Source organism: Paenibacillus sp. FSL R5-0517, assembly GCF_037974355.1.
Lineage (GTDB): Bacteria > Bacillota > Bacilli > Paenibacillales > Paenibacillaceae > Paenibacillus.
The window spans coordinates 4,185,268-4,209,292 of sequence record NZ_CP150235.1 but is presented as its reverse complement, the minus strand read 5'-3'; the positions used below and the strand labels follow the sequence as shown (position 1 = coordinate 4,209,292).

20 protein-coding genes are annotated in these 24,025 nt (G+C 45.0%); 18 read left to right on the top strand and 2 right to left on the bottom strand.

Going from position 1 to position 24,025, the window contains the following annotated elements; all coding sequences use genetic code 11:
- The first annotated feature begins 191 nt into the window (after positions 1-191).
- The 12 genes from MKX40_RS18600 (at position 192) to MKX40_RS18545 (ending at position 13,413) form a co-directional block, all read left to right on the top strand.
- The gene (locus MKX40_RS18600; RefSeq protein WP_339234879.1) at positions 192-1,292 is read left to right on the top strand and encodes an amidohydrolase/deacetylase family metallohydrolase; all 1,101 of its coding nucleotides are present in this window, start codon (positions 192-194) and stop codon (positions 1,290-1,292) included.
- Positions 1,270-2,379, top strand: coding sequence for a DgaE family pyridoxal phosphate-dependent ammonia lyase (locus tag MKX40_RS18595; protein ID WP_339234877.1), 1,110 nt, complete (start codon positions 1,270-1,272; stop codon positions 2,377-2,379). The genes MKX40_RS18600 and MKX40_RS18595 overlap by 23 nt, the downstream gene beginning before the upstream one ends.
- Positions 2,376-3,131 (top strand): KDGP aldolase, encoded by a 756-nt coding sequence (locus MKX40_RS18590; protein WP_339234874.1) that lies wholly within the window; start codon positions 2,376-2,378, stop codon positions 3,129-3,131. The genes MKX40_RS18595 and MKX40_RS18590 overlap by 4 nt, the downstream gene beginning before the upstream one ends.
- Complete coding sequence (locus tag MKX40_RS18585) at positions 3,124-4,137, top strand: sugar kinase (protein ID WP_339234871.1); 1,014 nt, start codon at positions 3,124-3,126, stop codon at positions 4,135-4,137. Before MKX40_RS18590 ends, MKX40_RS18585 begins: the two co-directional genes overlap by 8 nt.
- Before the next feature lie 10 nt (positions 4,138-4,147).
- On the top strand, positions 4,148-4,870 hold the full coding sequence (locus MKX40_RS18580; RefSeq protein WP_339234869.1) for a GntR family transcriptional regulator: 723 nt from the start codon (positions 4,148-4,150) through the stop codon (positions 4,868-4,870).
- A gap of 412 nt (positions 4,871-5,282) precedes the next feature.
- Entirely contained in the window at positions 5,283-6,077 is a 795-nt protein-coding gene (locus tag MKX40_RS18575) for a helix-turn-helix transcriptional regulator (RefSeq protein ID WP_339234866.1), read from the top strand.
- Positions 6,078-6,212: 135 nt separating this feature from the next.
- The gene (locus MKX40_RS18570; RefSeq protein ID WP_339234864.1) at positions 6,213-7,169 is read left to right on the top strand and encodes an aldo/keto reductase; all 957 of its coding nucleotides are present in this window, start codon (positions 6,213-6,215) and stop codon (positions 7,167-7,169) included.
- Positions 7,170-7,303: 134 nt separating this feature from the next.
- On the top strand, positions 7,304-7,900 hold the full coding sequence (locus tag MKX40_RS18565; RefSeq protein WP_339234862.1) for a cupin domain-containing protein: 597 nt from the start codon (positions 7,304-7,306) through the stop codon (positions 7,898-7,900).
- Positions 7,901-8,114: 214 nt separating this feature from the next.
- Complete coding sequence (locus MKX40_RS18560) at positions 8,115-8,795, top strand: hypothetical protein (protein WP_339234860.1); 681 nt, start codon at positions 8,115-8,117, stop codon at positions 8,793-8,795.
- Positions 8,796-9,342: 547 nt separating this feature from the next.
- The gene (locus MKX40_RS18555) at positions 9,343-10,932 is read left to right on the top strand and encodes a methyl-accepting chemotaxis protein (protein ID WP_339234858.1); all 1,590 of its coding nucleotides are present in this window, start codon (positions 9,343-9,345) and stop codon (positions 10,930-10,932) included.
- A 25-nt stretch (positions 10,933-10,957) separates the two neighbouring features.
- Positions 10,958-11,383 carry a chemotaxis protein CheW gene (locus tag MKX40_RS18550; RefSeq protein WP_339234855.1) on the top strand — a complete coding sequence of 142 codons (426 nt, stop codon included), beginning with the start codon at positions 10,958-10,960 and terminating at the stop codon, positions 11,381-11,383.
- A gap of 14 nt (positions 11,384-11,397) precedes the next feature.
- Positions 11,398-13,413, top strand: a complete 2,016-nt coding sequence (locus tag MKX40_RS18545) for a chemotaxis protein CheA (RefSeq protein ID WP_339234852.1) — start codon at positions 11,398-11,400, stop codon at positions 13,411-13,413.
- 96 nt (positions 13,414-13,509) lie between these two features.
- Here MKX40_RS18545 and MKX40_RS18540 read toward each other — a convergent pair whose 3' ends face one another.
- On the bottom strand, positions 13,510-14,394 hold the full coding sequence (locus tag MKX40_RS18540) for a LysR family transcriptional regulator (RefSeq protein ID WP_036672843.1): 885 nt from the start codon (positions 14,392-14,394) through the stop codon (positions 13,510-13,512).
- Positions 14,395-14,506: 112 nt separating this feature from the next.
- On the opposite strand from MKX40_RS18540, the gene zwf reads away from it, so the two are divergent.
- The 4 genes from zwf (at position 14,507) to MKX40_RS18520 (ending at position 19,564) form a co-directional block, all read left to right on the top strand.
- Positions 14,507-16,030: a glucose-6-phosphate dehydrogenase gene (gene zwf / locus MKX40_RS18535; RefSeq protein WP_339234849.1), complete on the top strand. Its 1,524-nt coding sequence runs from the start codon at positions 14,507-14,509 to the stop codon at positions 16,028-16,030.
- 36 nt (positions 16,031-16,066) lie between these two features.
- Positions 16,067-16,732, top strand: a complete 666-nt coding sequence (gene fsa, locus MKX40_RS18530) for a fructose-6-phosphate aldolase (RefSeq protein ID WP_091020607.1) — start codon at positions 16,067-16,069, stop codon at positions 16,730-16,732.
- 68 nt (positions 16,733-16,800) lie between these two features.
- On the top strand, positions 16,801-18,219 hold the full coding sequence (gndA, locus tag MKX40_RS18525) for an NADP-dependent phosphogluconate dehydrogenase (RefSeq protein WP_339234844.1): 1,419 nt from the start codon (positions 16,801-16,803) through the stop codon (positions 18,217-18,219).
- Between the two features lie 244 nt (positions 18,220-18,463).
- On the top strand, positions 18,464-19,564 hold the full coding sequence (locus MKX40_RS18520) for a metallophosphoesterase (protein ID WP_339234841.1): 1,101 nt from the start codon (positions 18,464-18,466) through the stop codon (positions 19,562-19,564).
- Between the two features lie 231 nt (positions 19,565-19,795).
- Here MKX40_RS18520 and MKX40_RS18515 read toward each other — a convergent pair whose 3' ends face one another.
- On the bottom strand, positions 19,796-20,818 hold the full coding sequence (locus MKX40_RS18515; RefSeq protein WP_339234839.1) for a hypothetical protein: 1,023 nt from the start codon (positions 20,816-20,818) through the stop codon (positions 19,796-19,798).
- A 261-nt stretch (positions 20,819-21,079) separates the two neighbouring features.
- Here MKX40_RS18515 and MKX40_RS18510 point away from each other — a divergent pair, with 261 nt between their 5' ends.
- On the top strand, positions 21,080-21,922 hold the full coding sequence (locus tag MKX40_RS18510) for a PRD domain-containing protein (protein WP_339234836.1): 843 nt from the start codon (positions 21,080-21,082) through the stop codon (positions 21,920-21,922).
- A 146-nt stretch (positions 21,923-22,068) separates the two neighbouring features.
- On the top strand, positions 22,069-23,988 hold the full coding sequence (locus MKX40_RS18505) for a beta-glucoside-specific PTS transporter subunit IIABC (RefSeq protein WP_339234834.1): 1,920 nt from the start codon (positions 22,069-22,071) through the stop codon (positions 23,986-23,988).
- Positions 23,989-24,025 lie beyond the last annotated feature (37 nt).

The window sequence follows — 24,025 nt, the reverse complement described above, 5'->3', positions numbered from 1 at the left end:
GATTTTGAATTGAAAATCGCTGTTCTCTTCTGGATTACACTTGTGCTAGTATAAACATTATAACATTATAATCTTTGAAATGAAGTAGCTCATCAGGCTTATTTTAACGATTTGGAAATACAGATCTCATGTCATGAATCATTTTTTTGGAATTTGCCTGTATACCGTGGTTGAAAAAGGAGATGGGATGAGTGGGCACAGAGAATGTGCTGCGCAATTTGCAGCTTGTTGACGGGCGGATCGTGGATATCACCATTCAGGACGGGATCATCACCGCCATAACACCGCCAGGCCAAGCTGAAGGAGAAAATGTGTTGGATTGTTCAGGGTTATATGCGTCCAGTGGGTGGATTGATCTGCATGTGCATGCCGTCCAGGATCTTGACCCCTATGGCGATAATATCGACGAAATTGGTGTGAAGCAGGGGGTAACAACGCTTGTAGATGCCGGAAGCTGCGGTGCAGACCGAATAGGAGCTTTTTATACCGCAAGACTACAGGCTGTTACACAAGTATTTGCTCTGTTGAATATTTCAAGGATCGGACTCGAACGGACGGATGAACTGTCACAGCTGGAATGGATTGACCGGGCCAAGGTCTTGAAGGCGGTAGCGGCTTATCCTGATTTCATTGTTGGTCTGAAAGCCCGCATCAGCGAAAGTGTCGTCAAAGACAGCGGGATACAACCGCTCAAGCTCGCACGCACACTCTCGGAAGAAACAAAACTTCCGCTCATGGTTCACATCGGTTCTGCTCCGCCCGCGATCTCGGATGTGCTGGAGTTATTACAGTCTGGCGATGTAATCACCCATTACCTTAACGGCAAGTCCAACAATCTGTTTCATCCGGACGGCACACCGCTGCAAGAATTACTGGACGCGGCTGCTCGGGGAGTTCATCTGGATGTGGGACATGGTACAGCGAGCTTCTCCTTCCGAATTGCAGAACAGGCCAAGGCTGCAGGCATTACGCTGAATACAATCAGTACGGACATTTACCGAGGCAACCGTATGAATGGTCCGGTATACAGTATGTCGAATGTACTGACAAAATTTCTGTACCTCGGCTACAGTCTGGAAGAGGTCATTCGCGCGGTTACAAGAAGTCCAGCGGAGTGGCTCGGTAAGCCGGAGCTCGGGAAGATCAGGGTTGGACAGCAGGCAAACCTGACTTTGTTTTCCCTGGAAGCAGGCGAAAAGCAGCTTGAGGACTCGGAAGGAGATGTCCGGGTCACACAACACTATATTGAGGTTAAAGGAGTCTTTGCTAATGGGTCACTCACTACAGGCTAAATATGGATTGAAGCGTGTTATTAATGCCAGTGGAAGAATGAGCATCCTTGGCGTTTCTGCACCAACGGATTCAGTCATGGATGCGATGAAACAGGGCGGACAGCGGTACGTGGAAATGGCCGATCTTGTGAACAAATCCGGAGAATATATTACACAGTTTCTTGGCTCGGAAAGCGCAGTTGTGGTGAACTCTGCATCCAGCGGTATTGCGCTTTCGGTAGCGGCCATTGTGACCGCCGGAAATCCGCGTATCAGCCTTCGTTTGCATCAGGAGCCGGTATTGAAAAATGAAATTATTATGCTAAAGGGCCATAATGTGCAATATGGAGCGCCAGTAGAAACCATGGTATTCCTTGGAGGTGGCCGGGTAGTGGAAGTTGGATATGCGAATGAAGGCCGCAAGGAGCATATCGATCAGGCGATCGGTGAAAACACGGCAGCCATTCTTTATGTTAAATCTCATCACACTGTGCAGAAAAACATGATTTCAGTGGAAGAGGCCTGGGAGGTGGCACAGCGTAGAGGGGTGCCGCTGATTGTGGATGCGGCAGCGGAAGAGGATCTGCGCAAATATGTCCAATTTTCGGATCTGGCCATTTATAGTGGGTCAAAAGCTATTGAAGGCCCTACTTCCGGTATTGTCGCCGGCAAAAAGAAATATATGGAGTGGTTACAGGTACAACTTCACGGGATCGGCCGCAGTATGAAGGTTGGCAAAGAGACCATCTTTGGGTTACTTCAAGCTTTGGAGGAATACCAGGACAAAGCGGACCATAGTGAACGAGAGAAACAGAAGCTGGAGGCTCTTCAGCCACTTGGTGAACTTCCTGGTGTTTCGGTCCGCATTGTGCAGGATGAAGCCGGCAGATCGATTTTCCGAGGGCGTGTTCAGATTGATTCCTCTCTTGCTGGGGTGGATGCAAAGAAAGTGAATGACCAGCTGCGTGAAGGTGTTATTGCGGTATATACCCGAGACTATGGCGTCAAGCAGGGTTATTTCGATATTGATCCAAGGTCGCTGCAAGGGGATGATTTGCAGGTCATCGTCAGCAGAATACATGAAATCGTGGGAGGCAAACCAGAATGAGTCATATTCAGCAGTGTCTGTATAAGAATAGAGCCGCAATAAATGTACTGGCAGGAAGTATCGGGAACGCTAGAGATGTGTACGAGGCTGCGGAAGGTTATGTACTTGTTGGTGTGCTCTCCAAAAACTATGCTACGTCGGAGGAAGCTGTAGTGGCCATGACTGAATATGGTCAAGCGATTCAAGATGCAGTATCCATCGGACTCGGAGCTGGAGACAGTCGTCAGGCTGCAGTTGTGGCGGAGATTGCCGCGAGCTATCCGGGAAGCCATATCAATCAGGTATTCCCGGCAGTGGGGGCAACCCGTGCCAATCTGGGACCTAAAGATAGTTGGATTAACTGCCTGGTATCTCCGTGCGGGCAACCAGGCTATGTGAATATATCGACTGGCCCCGTTAGTTCAGTAACCACTCCGCAGGCCATTGTTCCAGTTCATGCCGCCATTGCACTGGTTCGTGACATGGGAGGGAACGCGCTCAAATATTATCCGATGCAGGGATTGAAGCTGGAGGAGGAGTACCGTGCGGTTGCCAAGGCTTGTGGGGAAGCGAGTTTTGCTCTGGAGCCCACAGGTGGAATTGATCTGGACAACTTTGGACCCATTCTAGAGATTGCACTACAGGCGGGTGTACCTCAAGTTATACCACATGTGTATTCTTCAATTATTGAGTCACAGACCGGGAATACCAACGTACAGGATGTCCGCAGATTGCTCGAAATAATGAAATCGCTGGTGGACCAGTATGCATAGGGTTGCTGCTTTTGGCGAAGTGATGATGCGGCTGCAGGTTCCGGGATACGAAACGCTGGTCCAGAGCAGCAGGCTGGAGTATTCTTTTTCCGGCAGCGGGGTGAATGTAACCGCAGCACTAGCCAGATACGGCCATAACGGTGCTCTTATTACGACTTTGCCGGAAACTCCGGTGGGCGAAGCGGCTATCGCTTATCTGCGCAAGCTTGGGGTGGATACCTCTCTTATTAGACAGGGCGGTAAACACCTTGGGATGTATTTTCTGGAGAATGGCTTTGGAGCCCGCCCAGGCAGAGTCACTTACACAGACCGGCTGGGCAGCAGTTTCAATACTGCGGGTGCGGCCAATTATGATATGAGAGATCTTGCGTCCCGGATCGACGTGCTTCATTTATGTGGCATTACGCTGGCTATGAATGATGGCGTGCGCAAGCAGATGAAACAGCTTGCGGAGGAAGTGAAGAATGCTGGAGGCAAGGTTGTCTTTGATTGTAATTACCGTCCTGCGTTATGGGGGCCGGATGGCTATGTCAAGGCCCGCCCGCATTATGAAGAAATGCTAGGGCTGGCAGATCTGGTGCTGATGAATGAGATGGATGCGAAGGGCATTCTTGGCATCGGTACCGAAGAATATGATAGAATGACACGGATGAAGCAAGCGATTCCTGAAGTTGCACAGCGCTTCGGAATCGGAACGGTAGCAGGAACCCACCGTGAGATCAACGCGGACCATACGCATTCCTTGACAGGATATATCTATCATCAAGGTACGTTCGTATTTTCCCGCAAGCTGACGTTCCCGGTATACGACCGGATTGGTGCCGGCGATGTGTTTGCCAGCGCCATCATCCATGGGGAATTGCAGCGATATCCACAGGAACATACGGTTAATATGGCGGTGGCGGCAGCGATGCTGGCCCATACCACACAAGGTGATACAGCGCTTTTTACCGAGAATGAAGTACTCCGAGCGCTGTCGGACCGTACCTCAGATGTTGAAAGGTAGTGAACAGTGAGTGTCCCTAAAGCGCAAGCAAGGTCCTTTATATCAGCAAATCCAAAAAATTCTCAAAGATCGGATTCTACATGGCGTATATCCTCTCGGAAGCATCATTCCCTCCGAACCACAGCTGGAGAAGGAATTCGGGGTCAGTAAAATGACAGTCCGCGGTGCGGTCCAAGAGCTGTCCCAGGAAGGCTATGTGCAGAAGAAAAGTGGAGTCGGTACAATTGTAATGCGCAATACCTCTCATCAGAAGCTCTCAAAGGGCAAACGGTTTACGGAACTGCTCGTAGAAGAGGGTCATAAGCTGGAAAAGAAAGTTCTGAATTCCCGGTTACTGACCAATGATACTGGTACGGAGGAGTATGATCTCTACGGGCCATATTGTCAGCGGATTGAAAGACTCTACATTCTTAACGGACAACCTTATATTCATCTGATACACTTCTTGGCAGCAGCTGCATTGCCCGGCGGAGGCAAGGAGGAAATCAATGGAGACATCCAATCGCTCTATGAATCACTGGAGGAGAACGACATTTTGCTGGAGAACTTCAAAGACCGTTTCTTTGTAGAGCCGGCAACTCCTGAAGTATGCCAACTACTGAAGATCTCCCTGGGAACGCATGTGCTAAAGCGCCTTCGTAACTCCTTCGACGGAGAAGGCAGATTAATTGAGCACAGTATCGGGTGTTATAACACGGAACTTCATCATTATCTGGTTAGTTATGACACTTGAGGCCGGCGGACATATCGTGAAAGAAATTGTATTCATACAAAAAAAGGGTCCTGCACTTTTGATAACAGGGCCCTTTTTGCGTAAACAACGGTTTAATGGTGAAATCCCTAGAAATCTTTCAAACGTCAAATACCTCATATAATTCCTCGTCATTAACTTCTACCGAATCATCTTGACGCAGTTCCTAATTCTGCTGCATCTGCTCTAGTTGACTTAATTGACTAATTTCCTTCAAACACTGCTTGTATTTTCGTTCTGCACCATTTGATGCTAAGCTACTTGTAAATCAGGTATTCTGAAGAACTAACAATAAATGGATTATATCCAAGTCATTCAGAGACTACCATTTTTGGATAGAGTCGAATAGGCCTGAATACTTTTATAAAAAGGAACGATGTCTATGGATGCAGGTATGAGCCGTAGCAAAAAACTGGGTGAGTTTTTGAAATCACGTAGAAGCCGCATTCAACCGGAACAAGTTGGATTGTCAGGATCTTATGGACAGCGAAGAACACCGGGACTAAGGCGGGAAGAAGTAGCGGTATTGGCTGGTGTCAGCGCAACGTACTACACGTGGCTTGAACAAGGTAGGGAGTTGGCAGCTTCACGAGAAGTAATACAAAGCATAGCGAACGCGCTCCGGTTAACCCCGGAAGAGAAGATTCATCTGTTTGACTTATGGGACCCGAATGCGGAACATGAATTCCTTGCATCGTATTCACAACTGGACCCAGGTTGGCAGAGTATTATTAGTCAGTTGACTCATCCTTCCTTTATTACCAATGAACGCTCTGAGGTGCTTGCTTGGAATGAAGCAGCGGATACGAACCTCTTTAAGTTCTCGTCGATGAATATGAATGAGCGTCTATTGATGCGGATTTTATTCTTGGATGAAACGCTGAAGGAGCGCATGCACAATTGGGATGAATTCGCACGGCACTCGGTAGCTGTCTTTCGTACGTATTATGATAAGTATCCGAGTGACCCCGGATTTGGCAGCATCGTGAAACAACTGAGTGAAGAAAGTGTGGACTTCCGAACGATCTGGAACCTGCACCAAGTCGAATTAAAACAAGTCAATCGTGTTCTGCTTGAAACGACGGAACGGGCAGATGGTGTTGTGCATGCGTACGATATCTTTTCCATGAATAATCTGAACAGCCAATCAGGCATTCATTGTTGTATTTACGTCCCTGTTCTTATGTAGAAGGTTGACTAGACTAGTAATTTCTTTACTAGCATACACGGAGTGTGGTTGGTGTCTCGGTTTTAAAATAGAATGAACTTAAGCTCACTCGTAGCTATTTATCGTTTCTATTTTAAGATGAAAAGAGGAAGCCTCATGCTCAAGACAAGAACGTTAGGTAAAGACAAATTACGTATATCTGGGCTCGGCCTGGGTGTGATGATGATGCCAGATAATGACGAATCGGTACATACCATTCAGGGTGCACTGGATGCAGGAGTCACCATGTTTGATACGGCGGATCTGTACGGAGAGTATGAAAAACAGCGATTTGGAGGAAATGAAAAACTGCTTGGTCGTGCGCTTCAAGGTCGAAGATCCGACGTTGTTGTTGCCACCAAATTCGGTATTACGCACACGCAGGGCCCCAAGGGAGATCCGGCCTACATCAAAAAGTCAGTAGATGCGAGTCTCTACAACCTGGGAATGGATTATATTGATCTATATTATCAACATCGTCCTGATCCGAACACCCCCATTGAAGAGACGGTAGGCACACTTGCCGATCTGGTTCAACAGGGCAAGATTCGATATATTGGTTTGTCCGAGGCGCCAGTAGAGGTCATTCGGCGTGCACATGCTGTTCATCCGATTACAGCGTTGCAGACGGAATATTCATTGTGGAGTCGGGAACTTGAGGATGAGATTATGCCTGTCCTGCATGAATTGAACATCGGCTTGGTTCCATATAGCCCATTGGGACGTGGCTTCCTGACTGGTCAGATCCGATCTATAGACGATTTGGCGGAAGATGATTATCGTCGTCACTATCCGCGTTTCCAAGGTGAGAACTTTCAGAAAAATCTGGAGGTTGTTGGATTGATCCAAGAGATGGCTAAGCAAAAAGGATGCACCGTTTCTCAACTTGCTCTGGCCTGGTTACTTGGAAAGGGAGAGCATATCGTTCCGATCCCGGGGACTCGCAACCTGGAAAGAGTTCACGAAAACTTAGGCGCGTTAGAAGTTTCGCTTACGGATGATGAGATGAAGCAGATTGATCGCATATCACCCCAAGGCATCGCAGCTGGAGGCAGATTCCCGGGCCAAGTATAACTCTTTAAGACATGATTCATGAAACCTGCAGTTTCGGATGAAAAGAATGTATAACAAGTCAACGGTATTATCTTCCTAATCTCCGGCATACAGTACAACAATGAGATGTATGCTCAAGGAGGTGAAATGATCGTATGATGAATCCGATTTTGCAAGCCCCAAATGCTCCACTAGCTGCCGATTCCAATGCGGTTGTCAATTATCAGAGGGATTCACGCAACTATGTAACCCAGTTGTTTGGAGAACAGCTGCCGACCATTGCCAATGGTTTCTTCAACGTGTACTTAAGCAAAGGAATTATTGTACAGCCACACTGGCACACCAATGTCACGGAGATGGTTGTAGTTATCAGCGGTGAAATTACAGCGTCAGTCTTCAATCCGTTTACGCGTGAACGATTGACATATCGCCTGAAACCAGGTCAAGTTGTGGTATTTCCGAAAGGTTGGTTTCACTGGTTTGTCGCTGAGACAGATGATGTATATGTATTAACGATCTTTGATCAACCAACCCCTGATATTGTGTTTGGAGCGGATTTCTTGGCAGCTACACCACCGGAGGTGGCTCACCGCGCGTACTGCTTGGATGAAGAGGCGTATGCCAGAGCCGTTGCGTCCATTAAAAATGATGCCATTCTGGGCCCTCCAATAGGATGTGATACGGAGGTTTCTGATCAATCGACTTCACCTTCCAAGACGCCAGTGTCACCATCCGATAAGCAGGAGTCTTAATTCAAAATTCCTTATTTATCATTATATAAGTACAGAGCCTGTAACTGGGGAATAACAGTTGCAGGCTTTTTGATGTGCCGATGTAATCATTATCGTATGAAGTCCATGGAGGGGGGTAGCATTATATTAGAAAAAAATTCAAAATAGCTGAGTCAGTGCCTTGCGTTCTCTGTTAGTATAGTATGAATATCCAATGAAAACGGAGGACTCCTTAATGAACATGTCAGAGATGGAAACACTTGAAACTGCAATGAGTTATGCACCTATTTTGATGTTTGACAGAGCAGAGCCCTTTTATCCTGATTTTGTTGGTATTTCTGTGTTGCTTCAATCCGGGCCTTCACCATCGTTCAGCAGGGAAATTGTGTTTCCAAGCGAGGTCGTTCAATACGTGATTGAATATGCAATTTGGTGGGATTATGAGATTGGACATCTGTACGAAATGGAGCATGTATGGATATATGTGGGTCATAACGGAGAGGTAGTAGACTGTGAAGCGAGTTTTCATGGTAAGGTTCTGCGCGGATTATTGAAGGAACGGGTTAATATGGTTGAGCATCATGTATGTCTGTACTCGCAGCCCGGCAAACATGCTTTCTCACCGCTTCCGGTTGTATTTGAGTTATTGCCTAACCTGTATAGTGCAGCGGGTTCAGATGCTGGATGTGATGGGCTGCTTGTGAATGAGTTGTTTCAAGGTTATTTTGAAACGAATGAACAGATCGATGCTCAGGTGGAGCGTTATCTAAAGACCAAAGCGTTCGTTCCTACCATGGAGTTTGAAGAATATATATTAAGACCGGAGATGTTCATGACGTGGGATAACCTGTTTGGTATTATTCCGTATAGGATTAAAGACCGCTTAGTGGAACTGGAACAATTATATAACACATGAAAATTAGTTTTAAATGGGGTATATGTTAAATTAAGGTGTGTTTTTTTGCTTCAAACCAAACTTTGTTGACTCGGGTTTGGTTTTTTTTGTGGGAAATTGGACTCATTATATGTGAGTATTTAATAGACTTAAGTCTTGTAATTTGGAATTGGAATGTTTTGATACATATATTTTTTTACAAGAAATATGAATGTGTTAGACGTAAGAACTATATAGTTTCTTATGTAAATTTAAGAATACCATATTACATGAAAATTTGTATGTAGATGTATATGCAAGTTGATGCTAATTGTTTTGTTATGCGTAGATATGTAATTTTGAAAAACAATTATATAGGTAAAAAGTATATAACTCATAAAAAAGTAGATTCTTTATATCTGAAATAAAAATTCATAATAACGCAAATTCATATAAATAAAAATCTTCTATTCAGTTTTATTATATTTATGTCGAAATAAATCGTAAGTTGTCTGGAGCGCGACCAAGAGAAGGGTTTGCCAAGCGTTATATACATAACTGGACACTACGATGCCTAGGAGGAGATTACATGAAGTGGTTTGGAAACTTGAAAACAGCAACAAAGATTATCTCGGCATTTTTAATTGTGTCGATAATCCTCGCGTCACTTGGCGTCTACTCGGTAGTAACATTGAGAAGTACGAATGAACGAATGCAAGAGATGTATAACAATAATCTGATTTCGGTTAGAGAACTGTCCTCAGCTCAGGTTGATTATCAGAGATTGCGAGTTAACGTGCGAGATTTGAATTTTGAAACTGTAGCAGCAGAACAGACCAGAGTTACGGAAAATATGGCTACAATTCGTCAATCCATGGAGGAGCGAATTGCTACGTATCGTCCTCTTGCTACTACCCCGGAAGAAACGGAATTGCTTCGTAAGTTAGATACCCAGTATGACAGTTATATGAAACTATTTGATCAAGGCGTCACTATGGCGTTATCTAATGATGATGCAGCTTTCATTACATTCCTCAAATCAACATTGAAACCTCCGGGTGATGAGGTGGTAAAAACACTCTCTGATTTGGTAAACCTTAATGTAACCCTGGCAGAGCAGGCAAACACGAAGTCCGAAGAAGCCTATACAACTTCTTTTGCAGTAACCATTATTCTTGTGATTCTGTCTGTACTCTTCAGTATCCTCATTGGTTACATGATCTCTCGCTCGATTTCAAAACCACTCATGTCCATGTTGGTTCTGGCTAAGGAAGTCGCCGGGGGAAATCTGGCACTTAAGTCAGACATCTCTAGTAAAGATGAAGTGGGTCAACTGGCAGCAGCACTGAATCGTATGGTCGACAACCTGAAAGAGTTAATCAACAATATCGTGTTGAACTCCCAAAGTGTTGCTGCTTCTTCGGAACAGATCTCAGCCAGCACACAGGAAATAGCAAGTACCAGCACAAGCCAATCCAGCGAGGCAGGAAACATCTCCGAATTGTTCAAGGAGCTCTCACTTGCCATTAACTCTGTTGCTGCTAGTGCGGAAGAAGCTGCTGAATTGTCCAATGATACTGTGAAGACTGCCCGTGAAGGTGGGCTTGTTGTACAGACTTCTCTGGAAGGCATGCAAGCTGTTAATACGAAAATGACCAAGCTTGAAGATGATTCCCGTAAGATTGGCGACATCATTGAAGTGATTGACGATATTGCTGAGCAGACCAACCTGCTTGCGCTGAATGCAGCAATTGAAGCGGCACGTGCGGGAGAACAAGGACGAGGATTCGCCGTAGTAGCAGATGAAGTCCGGAAGCTTGCAGAACGAAGCGGCGAGGCGACGAAAGAAATTACAGCCATTATCAAAGCGATGCAGGAAAATACGAGACAGAGTGTGCAGGCAGTAGCAGCCAGTGTTGAGCAGTCTTCCATGACTGGACAGGCGTTTGATCAGATCATTGATATGGTCAATAACTCCTCCCAGAAAGTAAACGAAATTGCAGCTGCATGTGAGGAAGAGGCGGCGCAAGCGGCAGAAGTAATGAGTTCTGTTGAAGCCATCTCGGCTTCCAGTGAAGAATCCGCGGCTGCATCAGAAGAGACTGCGGCAACCTGTCAGTCTTTGGCACAACTGGCGGAAGAGCTGGCGAAATCTGCGGCTGCTTTCAAAACCCATTAAAACAAATTGAATTGAGGGTGAATCGATGTCTTCACTTCAGAAAGAACAATATATTGAGCTGTCTGTAGGTTCAGAGACTTGCGCCATTCGAATCGAAGAGATTCACGAGATTATTAAAATGCTAAGCATTACAGATATCCCATTTAGCCGTCCGGAGATTAAAGGGGTAGTTAATCTGCGGGGCAAGGTTGTATGTGTGATGAGTCTGCGCAACCTGCTGGGTATGACGGATGAACCGGATACTAGAACAACACGAATTATCGTAGTTCGGTATCAGGATGAATATATTGGCCTGATTGTGGATCGAGTGAACAAGGTAACCACATATTCGGAAATACATCCACCAACCGGGGGTTACGGTCGTAACCGTGAAGACTTTTTCCATGGCGTGGGTCAACAGGAAGACAAGCTTGTGGGCATTTTGAAACTGGACGAAATATTGGGCGGTTAGGGAGGTATATACGAATGATGGATTTGTCTGCCTACCGTGACATCTTTATCGAAGAACTGAATGATCAACTGGAACGGATGGATCAGTCTTTGCTGGCGTTGGAGCTTTCGCCTTCTGTTGAACTGGTTCAAACGCTGTTCCGGGCAGCGCATACCATCAAGGGATCGGCATCGACAATGGATTTTCGTGAATTAAGCGACCTCACTCATGAGGTGGAGTATGCCCTTGAATGGGTTCGGGAGAAAAAACCCGAGATGACTTCCGAGTTAATTGATACGTTATTCCGCTCTTTAGACGCCATGAAGGTGCTTCGTGATCAGTATATCCGTGGTGAAGCCTATGCAGACTTTCGAACGGTCGTACGAGAAATTAAGGATCTAATTCAAACCCCGGCAGTAGTTGGGAAACTTGCAGCACCTCAATTGCAACCAGCGGAGGCAAATGTTGCACAGGTTGCTGTTGAGTCAGGAAAGCACCTGTTATCCATTCACATTTTGCTTGAGCATAAGTGTATGATGAAGGCGGCCAGATATCATATTTTGCGCCAACGCATTGAAGACATATGTGGGACGGTTGTTACAACTTCTCTCATGGAGATCCAGCCGGGCGCGCAGAATGAAGATGATCATTACAGTCAGTTCATCATCATCACGGCAACTTCGAAGGACTCTCAGCAGCTTGAGACAGAATTGTCTACAGACTCGGATATTCATACGCTGGAGATTCATCCATATATGCTGGAATCCAATGAGGTTGCAGCGGCTTCTGCACAACCTGAATTAATGAATGAACCAGAGCAGACAAAACCAAGCTTGCCTACCGTGGCTACATCTGGCCCGGAAGAGAAAGCGAAAGCTGCTCAACCTACAGTTCGTGTGAGTGTTGAACGTCTGGACCATTTGATGAATTTGGTCGGTGAACTGTTAATTGATCAGACATCCCTTGCAGATCTGAGTGCGTCGGGTGCGCGTAAGGAGTCTTCTTCACTGATTCAGAGTATTAGTGGTGTATCCGATCATATGGGCAGCGTTATCAAGGAGCTCCAAGACGGTGTAATGAAGACCCGGATGTTACCCATTGATCAACTGTTCAGTCGCTTCCCGAGGTTGGTTCGGGACCTTTCGCAGAAGCTGGGTAAAGATCTGGAATTGGTTATTCAAGGTGGAGAGACTGAGCTTGACCGGATGATTATTGAAGAATTGAGTGACCCACTGATCCATCTCATTCGCAATAGTGCAGATCATGGTATTGAAAGCGCAGAGGTTCGTGGAGAGTCGGGCAAGCCGTCCAAGGGACGTATTACCTTAACATCATTCCATGAAGAGAATCATGTTGTCATCCGGTATTCGGATGACGGCAAAGGTATTGATGGGGATAAGATCAAGGCTTCCGCCTTGAGCAAAGGCATTATTAGTGAGGAACAAGCTGCACGCCTATCAACACAGGAGGCTGTACATCTCATATTTGAGCCCGGTTTCTCCACAGCTTCTTCTGTTAGTGAAGTATCAGGTCGCGGGGTTGGAATGGACATTGTGCGCAGCCAGATCGGGCGACTGAACGGCATCATTGATATTGATACGGAGGTTGGTGTTGGTACTACGTTTACGATTCGTCTACCGCTCACTTTGGCGATTATTAAAGGTCTGTTAGTCAAAGTATCGGGGCGTGTTCTGATCGTGCCGATGTACAACGTGTCCGAGATTGTTCGGATTTCACCTGAAGATATTCAGATGATCCAGGGGCAACAAGCGATCCTGAACCATGGACGCATTGTACCCTTTCACCGCCTGTGTGATAAATTGAACTATCCACGAACGGAACGCAAATCCAAAACCATTCCTCTGGTGATTGTGCGCTCTGTCGATAAAATTGCAGCTTACGCAGTAGATGAGATCATAGGAAATCAGGAAGTCGTTATTAAGACACTTGGTACGTATCTGGGCGCGATGAACCATCTTTCTGGCGCAACGATCCTTGGAAATGGTAAGGTTGCCCTTATATTGGACGCGTCCTATCTGGTCAGTCACTAATCGTTAGATAAACTAAACATTACGCAGGTCAAAGAGCCTCATCATCCATAACGCGATGGTGGGGCTCTTGGTTGTACCTTTTGACATTGTAGCTACTCAGGATTTGAAAATGAGATCCATAAACCGGTTGGCAGCCAAAGAAATTGGCATATTGCGCTTGGTCATAATCCCCACATGGGAAGGGGGGAGTGGAACATCAAGCTGAATCTCGAAGAGGGAGCCTTCCTCCAGCTCTTTAGAGATGAATTCTCGTGTCACATAGGAAATACCCAGTCCTCGACGCGCAAACTCAATCAACAGATCAACGCTACCGACCTCAATCTCAGGCTTCAACGTGTAATTATAGCTGTTAAACAACTCGGTTATAGCCATCCGAACCCGGCTGTTCCGGGAGAAGAGGATCAGTTGATGCTCTAGGAGCATCTCAAGTGTCATGACTTTACCCTTCAGCTGAGCATAGCGTTCTCCGGCTACAAAACAGTCTTTCAATTGAATGCTTTCTCTGACTTCGAGCTGCGGATCAACAATGGGCATCCGAACAACACCGAGATCGATCTTGCCTTCTTTGAGAAAAGTAATGACTTCCGGCGTGGTTCCATGACTCAGATGTAGCTTGATGTTAGGATACAGGGTGTGGAATTCCTCCAGATACGCCAGCATGTAATGCTTGAACAGGGAGTCACTGCCACCAATCCGGAGTTCACCATTGTCCAGATTCTTCAGGGCGGCCATTTTTTCTTCCGCAAGCGAGATCAGAATCTGGGATTGTTCAATATAGGAGTACAGACTGGCACCTTCCTGTGTCAAGGCTACACCCTTGGAGTTCCGATAAAACAGGGTAAGACCAAAGCTCTCTTCCAATTGCTTGATGGCATGACTGACGCTGGGTTGAGTGATATACAGTGCTTTCGCAGCCTGTGTCAAACTTCCCGTTTTGGCCGCCCAATAAAAGACTTTATATAGTTCATAATTTGTTGTCATAGATGTTGTCTATAGCTCCTGTGAAATATATTAATTACTTGTATGGCTATAAAACGTATTATAGTGTAACTACAACAAAGAAACCAGAGTTACTTGGAAGGAGAACGGTGAGATGGAACCAACTACCATTGTTTTATTTGGTGCTACTGGCGATTTAGCCAAAAGAAAAATATATCCTGCCTTATATAACTTATATCTTGAGCAGAAGCTTCCTGAAACCTTCTCATTGATTGGTCTGGGGCGTAGAGAGTGGTCTGATGAATTCTTTCAGGCACAAGTGGAAAAATCATTAAATGAATTTTCCAGACGCCAGGCTGATCCTGAAGTTGTGAAGTCATTTGTGAAAGCTTTTCGCTACAGTGTATTGAATATAAGCCATAAGGAAGATTATATAAAGCTGTTGGGATTAGTTGAACAAAGAGAAGCTGAACTTGGCATTCCGTCCAATCGCTTGTTTTATCTCTCGGTTGGTCCGGAATTCTTCGAACCGATTGCCGAGAACATTCAACAAAGTGGGCTGGGTTCCACAGAGGGCTGGAAGCGTCTCGTCATTGAGAAACCATTTGGTCACGATCTGCCGTCGGCCCGAGACCTCAATCGCAAATTAAGCGAATCGTTCACGGAGGAAGAGATTTATCGGATTGACCACTATTTGGGCAAACCGATGGTACAGCGCCTGGAGACGTTACATCAGAGTAACCCAATCATGAAGGCGTTATGGAACAACCGTTACATCTCCAATGTGCAAATTACGGCTAATGAGACTGTAGGTGTCGAAGAACGTGCATCCTATTATGATCATGTAGGTGCAGTGCGAGACATGTTCCAGAATCATATGCTGCAATTGCTTATGATGATGGCGATTCAGCTTCCATACAACAGTTCTTCCGAAAAAGTTGGATTGAAGAAAAAGCACATCATGGAATCGATCCAGCCGTTACAAAAGCAAACCGTGGGCGCAAGCATCATTCGTGGGCAGTATGCAGAAGGCAACATTCAAGGCCAACCAGTCAATGCTTATGCTGCTGAACCGGGTGTAGCGGAGAATACGATGAATGACACATTCATTGCTGCCAAATTGCAAATCGATGATTTCTTCTGGCGCGGTGTTCCGTTTTACATTCGTACGGGTAAAAGAATGAAGGAGAAATCAACACGTATCGTCATTGAATTCAAAGAACCTTCAGGACAGACGAATGTGCTGAAAAACAAAGGCTCCAAGCCAAACCTGCTCGTCATTGAGATGAGTCCAGATCAGAGCATGACATTGCAACTGAATGCAAGTGATCCAGAGAATAAAGGTGAATTCAAACCGGTTCATATCGATCTTTCTCCGGATAAAGGTGACCTTGCGGAAGCTTACGAGAATCTGATTCGTGATGCTTTGCTGGGAGATCCAACTTTCTTTGCCCACTGGGATGAAGTAGAATTGTCATGGGCATGGGTGCAACCCATTCTGGATGCATTCCAGGAAAATCTGCTGCCACTTCACCTGTATCCTGCAGGAAGCTATGGACCAGCTGAATCAGATGCTATGCTTGAAGAAGATGGTCACCACTGGTGGTTTGATGAGCCGGCGGATCAGGAGTCTGTAGTTACAAATAGCATGCCCTTGGCGGTTAATGCGAATCTCTAAACCATAATAAAAAATATATCTGGAGGTAATTAAATCATGAAATTTTTTATCGATACAGCTAACGTGGAAGACATCCAAAAAGCATACAAAATCGGTGTATTGTCTGGTGTAACAACAAACCCATCTTTGGTAGCCAAAGAAGGCGTGAAATTCGAAGATCGTATTGAAGAAATCTTGCGTTTGGTACCTGAAGTGGAGTCCGTATCTGCGGAAGTGACACCAGATGCCCTTACTGCTGAAGATATGATTGCACAAGCAAACGAATTGATCAAAATTAACAACAGCGACAAAAATATTACGATCAAATTGCCAATGACACTTGCAGGACTTGAAGCTTGCCGTTACTTGACCAAAAAAGGCGTGAAAACCAACGTAACGTTGATCTTCACTGTGAACCAGGCGCTTCTGGCTGCTCGTGCTGGTGCGACATATGTATCTCCATTCCTGGGACGTCTTGATGATATCTCTGAGGATGGCGTACAATTGGTTACCAAAATTGCTGAATTGTTCCGTACACATAACCTGGATGCACAGATTATTGCGGCTTCCGTAAGACATCCGGATCATGTTACACGTGTAGCAATGGCGGGAGCACATATCGCGACTGTTCCATTCTCCGTTATTGAACAAATCTCCAAACACCCACTTACAGATCAAGGTATGGACAAATTTGCAGCGGACTGGAAAAAAACAGTACAATAATCACTGAACATTTATTCGTTTCAACTTACAATAGAATTATATAAATCATGGAGCATTGGGAGGACATAATGAGTAAACAACAGATCGGTGTTATTGGATTGGCAGTAATGGGTAAAAACCTGGCTTTGAATATTGAAAGTAAAGGGTTCTCGGTATCGGTATTTAACCGTTCCCCTGAGAAAACCCATGATCTTCTGAAAGAAGCAGAAGGTAAAAACCTGACTGGTGCGTTCACTATTGAAGAATTCGTGGAATCCCTGGAGTCTCCGCGTAAAATTTTGATTATGGTACAAGCAGGTAAAGCAACAGATGCAACGATTGAACAACTGCTTCCTCATCTGGATCAAGGCGACATTATTATTGATGGAGGTAATGCTTACTTCCCTGATACACAACGTCGCAGTAAAGAGCTTGAAGAAAAAGGTTTCCGCTTCATCGGAGCAGGTGTATCCGGTGGTGAAGAAGGCGCACTGAAAGGCCCGGCAATCATGCCAGGCGGTCAGGAAAGTGCTTATCAATTGGTAGAACCGATCCTTACAGCAATCTCCGCCAAAGTGGGCGATGATGCTTGTAGCACATATATCGGACCAGATGGTGCCGGACACTATGTAAAAATGGTGCATAATGGTATCGAGTACGGAGATATGCAGCTGATTGGTGAAGCGTACCACCTGCTCAAATCCGTATTGAACGTTTCCGTTGAAGAGTTGCATGAGATCTTCACGGAGTGGAATCAAGGGGAGCTGGACAGCTACCTGATCGAAATCACGGCAGACATCTTCTCCAAATACGATCCAGAAACCGGCAAACCGATGGTTGACGTTATTCTTGACGCTGCTGGACAAAAAGGAACTGGTAAATGGACGAGCCAAAGCGCGCTGGATCTCGGCGTCCCATTGTCCATGATCACAGAATCCGTATTCTCCCGTTTCCTGTCTGCGATGAAAGACGAGCGTGTAGCAGCAAGCAAAATCCTCAGTGGACCAGCAACTGAAGCATTCTCTGGCGATAAAAAAGCGTTCATCGAGAACGTTCGTAAAGCATTGTTTGCAAGTAAAATCGTATCCTATGCACAAGGATTTGCACAAATGCGCGCAGCTTCCGACGAGTATGGCTGGGATCTGAAATACGGCAACATTGCCATGATCTTCCGTGGCGGATGTATCATCCGTTCACAATTCCTGCAAAACATCAAAGAAGCATATGACAAAGATGCAGCTCTGAAAAACCTGCTGCTTGATCCATATTTCCAAAACATCGTTGAGTCTTATCAAGGTGCATGGCGTGAAGTTATAGCAGCTGCTGTAAAACAAGGTATTCCGGTACCAGGCTTCTCCAGCGCTCTTTCTTACTACGACAGCTACCGTACAGAGCGTTTGCCAGCAAACTTGCTGCAAGCACAACGTGACTACTTCGGTGCTCACACGTTCAAACGTGTGGACAAAGAAGGTTCATTCCACTTCCAATGGATGGACACCACCGAGTAATATTCGTTTCAAACATATAGCATTCTTGCAGTCGGTCATGAATTCAACTTCATGGCACCTGCAAGGGTGCTTTTTCACGTTAATGGTTCGAATTTGAATATCATCAAATTGTAATAAAATGTACGAATCTGGGTTGGGCAAACAGATGATCTGGCCCGTCAACTACGTTATACTTGTTCAGACGGAACTACATCCGTGATGAAAATTCAGCATACAACTTATTGACGTGGAGGTTAGACCGGGCATGTTTGTATTAGCGGGTATATTGTTTTTGGTCGTATATGGATTATTAGTGTTCTACATAGGCTGGAGCGGTTGGAGTTGGATGAAACCAGTAGTGTCCGCCAGATTTCGATGGTTTTATATTATAGCGCTTGTATTCCTTGCTGTTTCCTTCATTTTGGCACGTGTGTTTGGAAGTATTTCGTTTCTCAGTATTATCGGTTCTTACTGGCTGGCGATCTTTTCGTTGTTATTGCTGATCCTGCCCGTCGTTCATCTTACGATGTGGTTGCTGAGATTAACCCGTATTCCTAGACATCACACACAGAAATGGGCGGGTGTCGTTACACTGGTGCTGTTAGTGTCCACAATGGGTTATGGAATTTTCAATGCTTACAGCCCGGTAGTGAGAACGTATAATATCCAGATTGATAAAAAAGTAGAAGGTGTGGACAAGCTTAACATTGTCATGGCTGCCGATATGCACTTTGGATTACTGTCTGGCCCTGCACATGCCAAACGCATGGTGGAGGAGATTAATGCACTGAAGCCGGACCTAGTGCTATATCCGGGAGATATTATTGATGACAATCTGGATATGTATCTGAATAGCGGAATTGCTGATATTATCAGTGAAATTCAGGCTCCATATGGTGTCTATGCTTCTCTCGGGAATCACGACAAGTTTGATGGTCCAATTGAAGAGTTGATCGCTGCGCTGGAGAAGAGCAATATGCAAGTTTTGTACGATGACAAGATTGTCCTGGACGACAAGATCACCCTCATTGGGCGGAAAGACCGGACAGAGAAGGATCGTGCAGAAGTAGCCACATTAATGCAAGATACGGACTTGAGCCAGCCGGTACTTATGATGGATCATCAGCCGTATGATCTGGATATAGCGGAACAGAACAATGTAGACCTTGTGGTATCCGGTCACACCCACCGTGGACAGATTGCGCCGGCTCAGTTCATCACACAAGCGATTTACGAGAATGATTGGGGTTATCTGCAAAAGGGTTCTATGCATTCTATTGTAACCTCCGGATTTGGCTTCTGGGGACCTCCAATTCGTACAAGCAGTCGTTCGGAGATTGTGCAGATTCATGTGACGTTCCAGTAATGATGAAGGCCCGTTGAGAAAAGGGATAGCTTATAAACACGTCAACCGTAGATTGATGATACCGGCTCCGCTTTATGATGACAAGCTCAGATCACTGTCATGATAAAGCGGAGTATTTCTTATGCGAAATTAGATGGGCGCGCTGATTATTTAAGGCGTTTTTACTAATATAAGACGGTTTGATCTCTCGGAAATCGGAGTTCAAGCCGCCTGTTTTTTTATTATGTAAGTTTAGTTTCTTACCCCGTTGTCAGGAAGGGCTTCAAACGAATAAAATGCGCCTTTTGTATTGATTTTACCGATAAGCGTTGTGGCTCCTTTTTTCGTGAAGGTGTATTCGTTGTTTTGGATACGAACGGAATAACCGTTTAGCTTAATACCAAATATAGATCTGACTGTAGGTGCAGCGAGGGATAGTGCTTTGTTTTTGCTGAGCTTGGGCTTGGCGAAAGACTTTTTGAAATCAGTATCATTTTTCCAATTAATACCTAGTTCGTTAGTGACTTTCCATACTTTTCCGGTCTTGCTGCCGATATGTACATAATTTAGATTGTCGTCATCCCGATACTGCCATAACATATCTTTTCCTTCTACGGTAAATAAGGTGTAATCAAAAGCTTTTACTGAGGGAATTCCAAGTGTTTTGAGTGAATTTCGTGCTATGTTTGTCATCCAGGCATAGGAATCATCGATTTTATATTGCAGAATTGCCGACATTTGATTACCTTTGTCCACATCGATGTAAAGTTGTTGACTAGGTCCAAAGATGACCCAGTAGTTTTGGAGTAAATGTCCATGTTCTGGATCATTGGCTTTGAAACGCCAGAAACCACTCTTAATGAAGATATCTTCATCTTCAAATGTTTTTAGGAAGGCATCAAGCTTCAGGAGCAGCGCATTATCCATGACTTTATCCAGATCAGCGTTATCATACATGATATGGGTGGACGCGACACGATTAGTATCGGGATCGTATGTTTGTGTGAAATAGGCGAACCCGTTTCCATCAATAGTTCCGTTAATGACCCACGGATCAAATGATGTATCTATTGTGGTGAATTGAATGTTCTGTTTTCCCACGAGTTTAACTAGTTCTTCACTTAAAAGTTTTTTTGTCTCCGAACCTAGGTGCTCAGCAGACTCTTGACTCTCTATCAATGAGAGGTTATTGGAATTTGCGGCCAAGGTGAGTGGGGCAGACAACAATAGTGACATGGTAGCGACAAATGCGGTCAATGAAACGATTTTTTTCAAAATGAATCCTCCTGTTAAGTTTAGGTCATATTATTAAATGTCAGTACGCACATATCTTTCAATGTACCATAAAAGTAAAATGTTGCCTAACCATATAAACGCAAACATCGGTTTCCTATTGACACCGTTTTCAGCTTATGATAAATTAGATCCGAGGCTTGTTACCGGTAATGCGGGCAAAACCACTATGGAAATGATTTTATTATTTCTGTTTTGGTTTTGCCCTTTTTTATTCCTCAAAAAAAACCAGGTGGGTCCAGAATGATTATTAAACAGATATTTAATAACAATATTGTCAGTACCGTGGATGACAAAAATCAGGAACTACTGATCCTCGGCCGGGGTATCGGATTCAAGTTCAAAGCTGGCGATGAGATTGATGAAGAGCGGATTGAGAAGGTATTCCGTCTTCAGGATACATCGATCTATGAGAAATTTAAATCCATCGTAGCTGAAGTGCCGATTGAGATTTTGCAGGCAACAGATGATATTGTGACACTGGCACGAACACAATTGAACAAAACCATCAGTGATGGGATCTATGTCTCGCTGTCGGATCACATTCACTTTGCTGTTCAACGCTTGGAAAAAGGAATGATCACTCGTAATCCACTTTCTTGGGAAGTTCAGCACTTCTATAAGGCGGAGTATGATGTGGCCAGAGAAGCATTGACCTTGCTGAAGGAAAGACTGGATATTGAATTCCCCAAAGACGAGATCTGCAATATTGCCTTGCATTTCATCAATGCGGAAGTGAATGATTCCATGAACGATGTTACTCATCTCATGCAGCTATTGCAGGAGATTATGAATATCATCAAATATCACTTCAATATCGAATTGGATGAAGATAGCGTCAATTATTTCCGCTTCATCACCCATTTGAAATATTTTTGTCAGCGTGTCATTACCCATTCTTCACATGATGATGCCGAGGAGTATTTATATGAAGTGGTTCGGAAAAACTATCCGGAGACTTTCAAATGTATTGGCAAGATCGAGACTTTTATCCATAAGAATTATCAGTATGACATGACTCACTCGGAGCAGTTATATCTCACGCTCCATCTGGAACGTCTGATGAAAACCAAGCGGGATGCTTAAAGTCCACGCAATAGAATGAAATTACAACTGGATATCCCATGGGCTTGTTACTGTTCAATCAGGCAATACCCGAATGAGATGGCGCCACATTTTTGCGCTATATTCGTTCGGGTATTTTTTATTGGAAAAATGAGGAGGAAGACATCATGAAACATCAAGAAGCGGCGCAGGAAATCATCAAAGCCGTTGGGGGAACTAAAAATATCAATTCAGTGTATCACTGTGTTACACGTTTGCGTTTTGATCTGAAAGACAACGACAAAGTCGATAACGGTTCACTCAATAAACTGGATAAAGTCATGGGTACGAATATTTCTGGTGATCAATTTCAGGTCATTATCGGTAATGATGTGTCGAAAGTATTCGACGCCATGGTGAAGGAACATCCTGCAATCCAACAAAGTACGGAAAATAAAGAGCCTAAGTCGGATAAAAAACAAAATGTCGTGCTGAAAATTTTTGAAACGATCGCAGGTGTCTTTGCCCCGATGCTTCCAGCGATTACAGCGGCAGGTATGCTCAAAGGGTTACTGGCACTATTCGTGTCCATAGGTTGGATGTCCGCTGGAACAGATACGTACCGTATTCTCTCAGCCATTGGTGACGGCGTATTCCACTACCTGCCCTTACTGATTGCAGTCAGCGCGGCTCGCAAATTCGGCAGTAATCCGTTTGTTGCCATTGCACTAGGTACGGCATTAATGTACCCAGACATGACAGCATTGCTATCTAGCGGTGAATCGGTTGGATTCTTGGGAATTCCGGTTACGGCTGTAAGTTATGCTTCATCGGTTATTCCAATTTTACTCGCTGTATGGTTGATGTCCTATGTTGAGAAATGGGTTGACCGTGTTATCCCTGCTGCACTCAAGCTATTGCTTGTGCCTTTGATTACCTTGCTTGTGATGGTTCCGGTGACACTGATTGCAATCGGTCCATTGGGTACATTTGTAGGTAGCGGATTGTCTGGCGGCATCAACTGGCTGCTGAATGAAGGCGGATTGATTGCAGGTATCGTACTGGGCGGCGCAATGGCGCTCATTATTATGACAGGAATGCACTATGCACTTGTGCCGATCATCTTGAGTAATATCGCTACACTGGGCTTCGATAAATTCTTGCCATTGACCTTTATCTCCAATATGGGTCAGGCTGGTGCAACTCTTGGTGTATTCTTCCGGGCAAAAGATAAAAAACTCAAAACCGTGGCATTATCAACGAGCTTCACGGCACTCATGGGTGTAACGGAGCCGGCTATGTACGGGGTTAACATGAAGTATAAAAAACCATTTGCCGCAGCGATGATTGGTAGCGCAGTTGGTGGCGGCTTCGCCCTTGCTTTTGGCGCCAAAGCATACGTACTTGCAGGTAACGGTGGTCTCCCAGGACTTCCTTCCCTGATCGGTCAAACGTTCTGGTATTCCTTTGGCGGTATGATTCTTGCATTTGTTGTAGGTACGATTATGTCTACGATATTCGGTATTAAGGAAGAAGAAGGAGACGCTGAGGCATTGGCTCAATTCTCACCAGGCGCTTCTTCTGCGGCAACGACAACACCTTCGAGCGATGCGGCAAGTGTGAACGTGGACGACATGGGCGCTCCAACACCAACGAGTAATGCGGTAGCCGTTGCACCAATGACAGGTAAATCCATTCCGCTCAAAGAAGTCAATGATCCAACATTCGGTGATGAATTGATGGGTAAAGGTGTGGCATTTGTTCCTACGGTGGGCGAATTGCTATCTCCAGTGACGGGTACGATCATGAATGTGTTCAAAACGAAACATGCGATCGTTGTCCGCAGTGATAACGGAATGGAATTGCTGATTCATGTCGGAATCAACACGGTGAAGCTGCGTGGACAGTACTTCGATGCACATGTGGCTACAGGAGCACGTGTACAAGCCGGAGACAAGTTACTCACATTTGAACTGGCCGAGATTGCCAAAGAATACGACATTACAACCGCTATGGTGGTTACCAATACGGCAGATTACAAGCAGGTTCTACCGGTGAAATTGGGCGATATCACGATGGGTGAAGACGTCTTGAAAGCTGAAATCTAAACCGTCTTAAGACTAATAGACAAATTCAAAAAAAGAA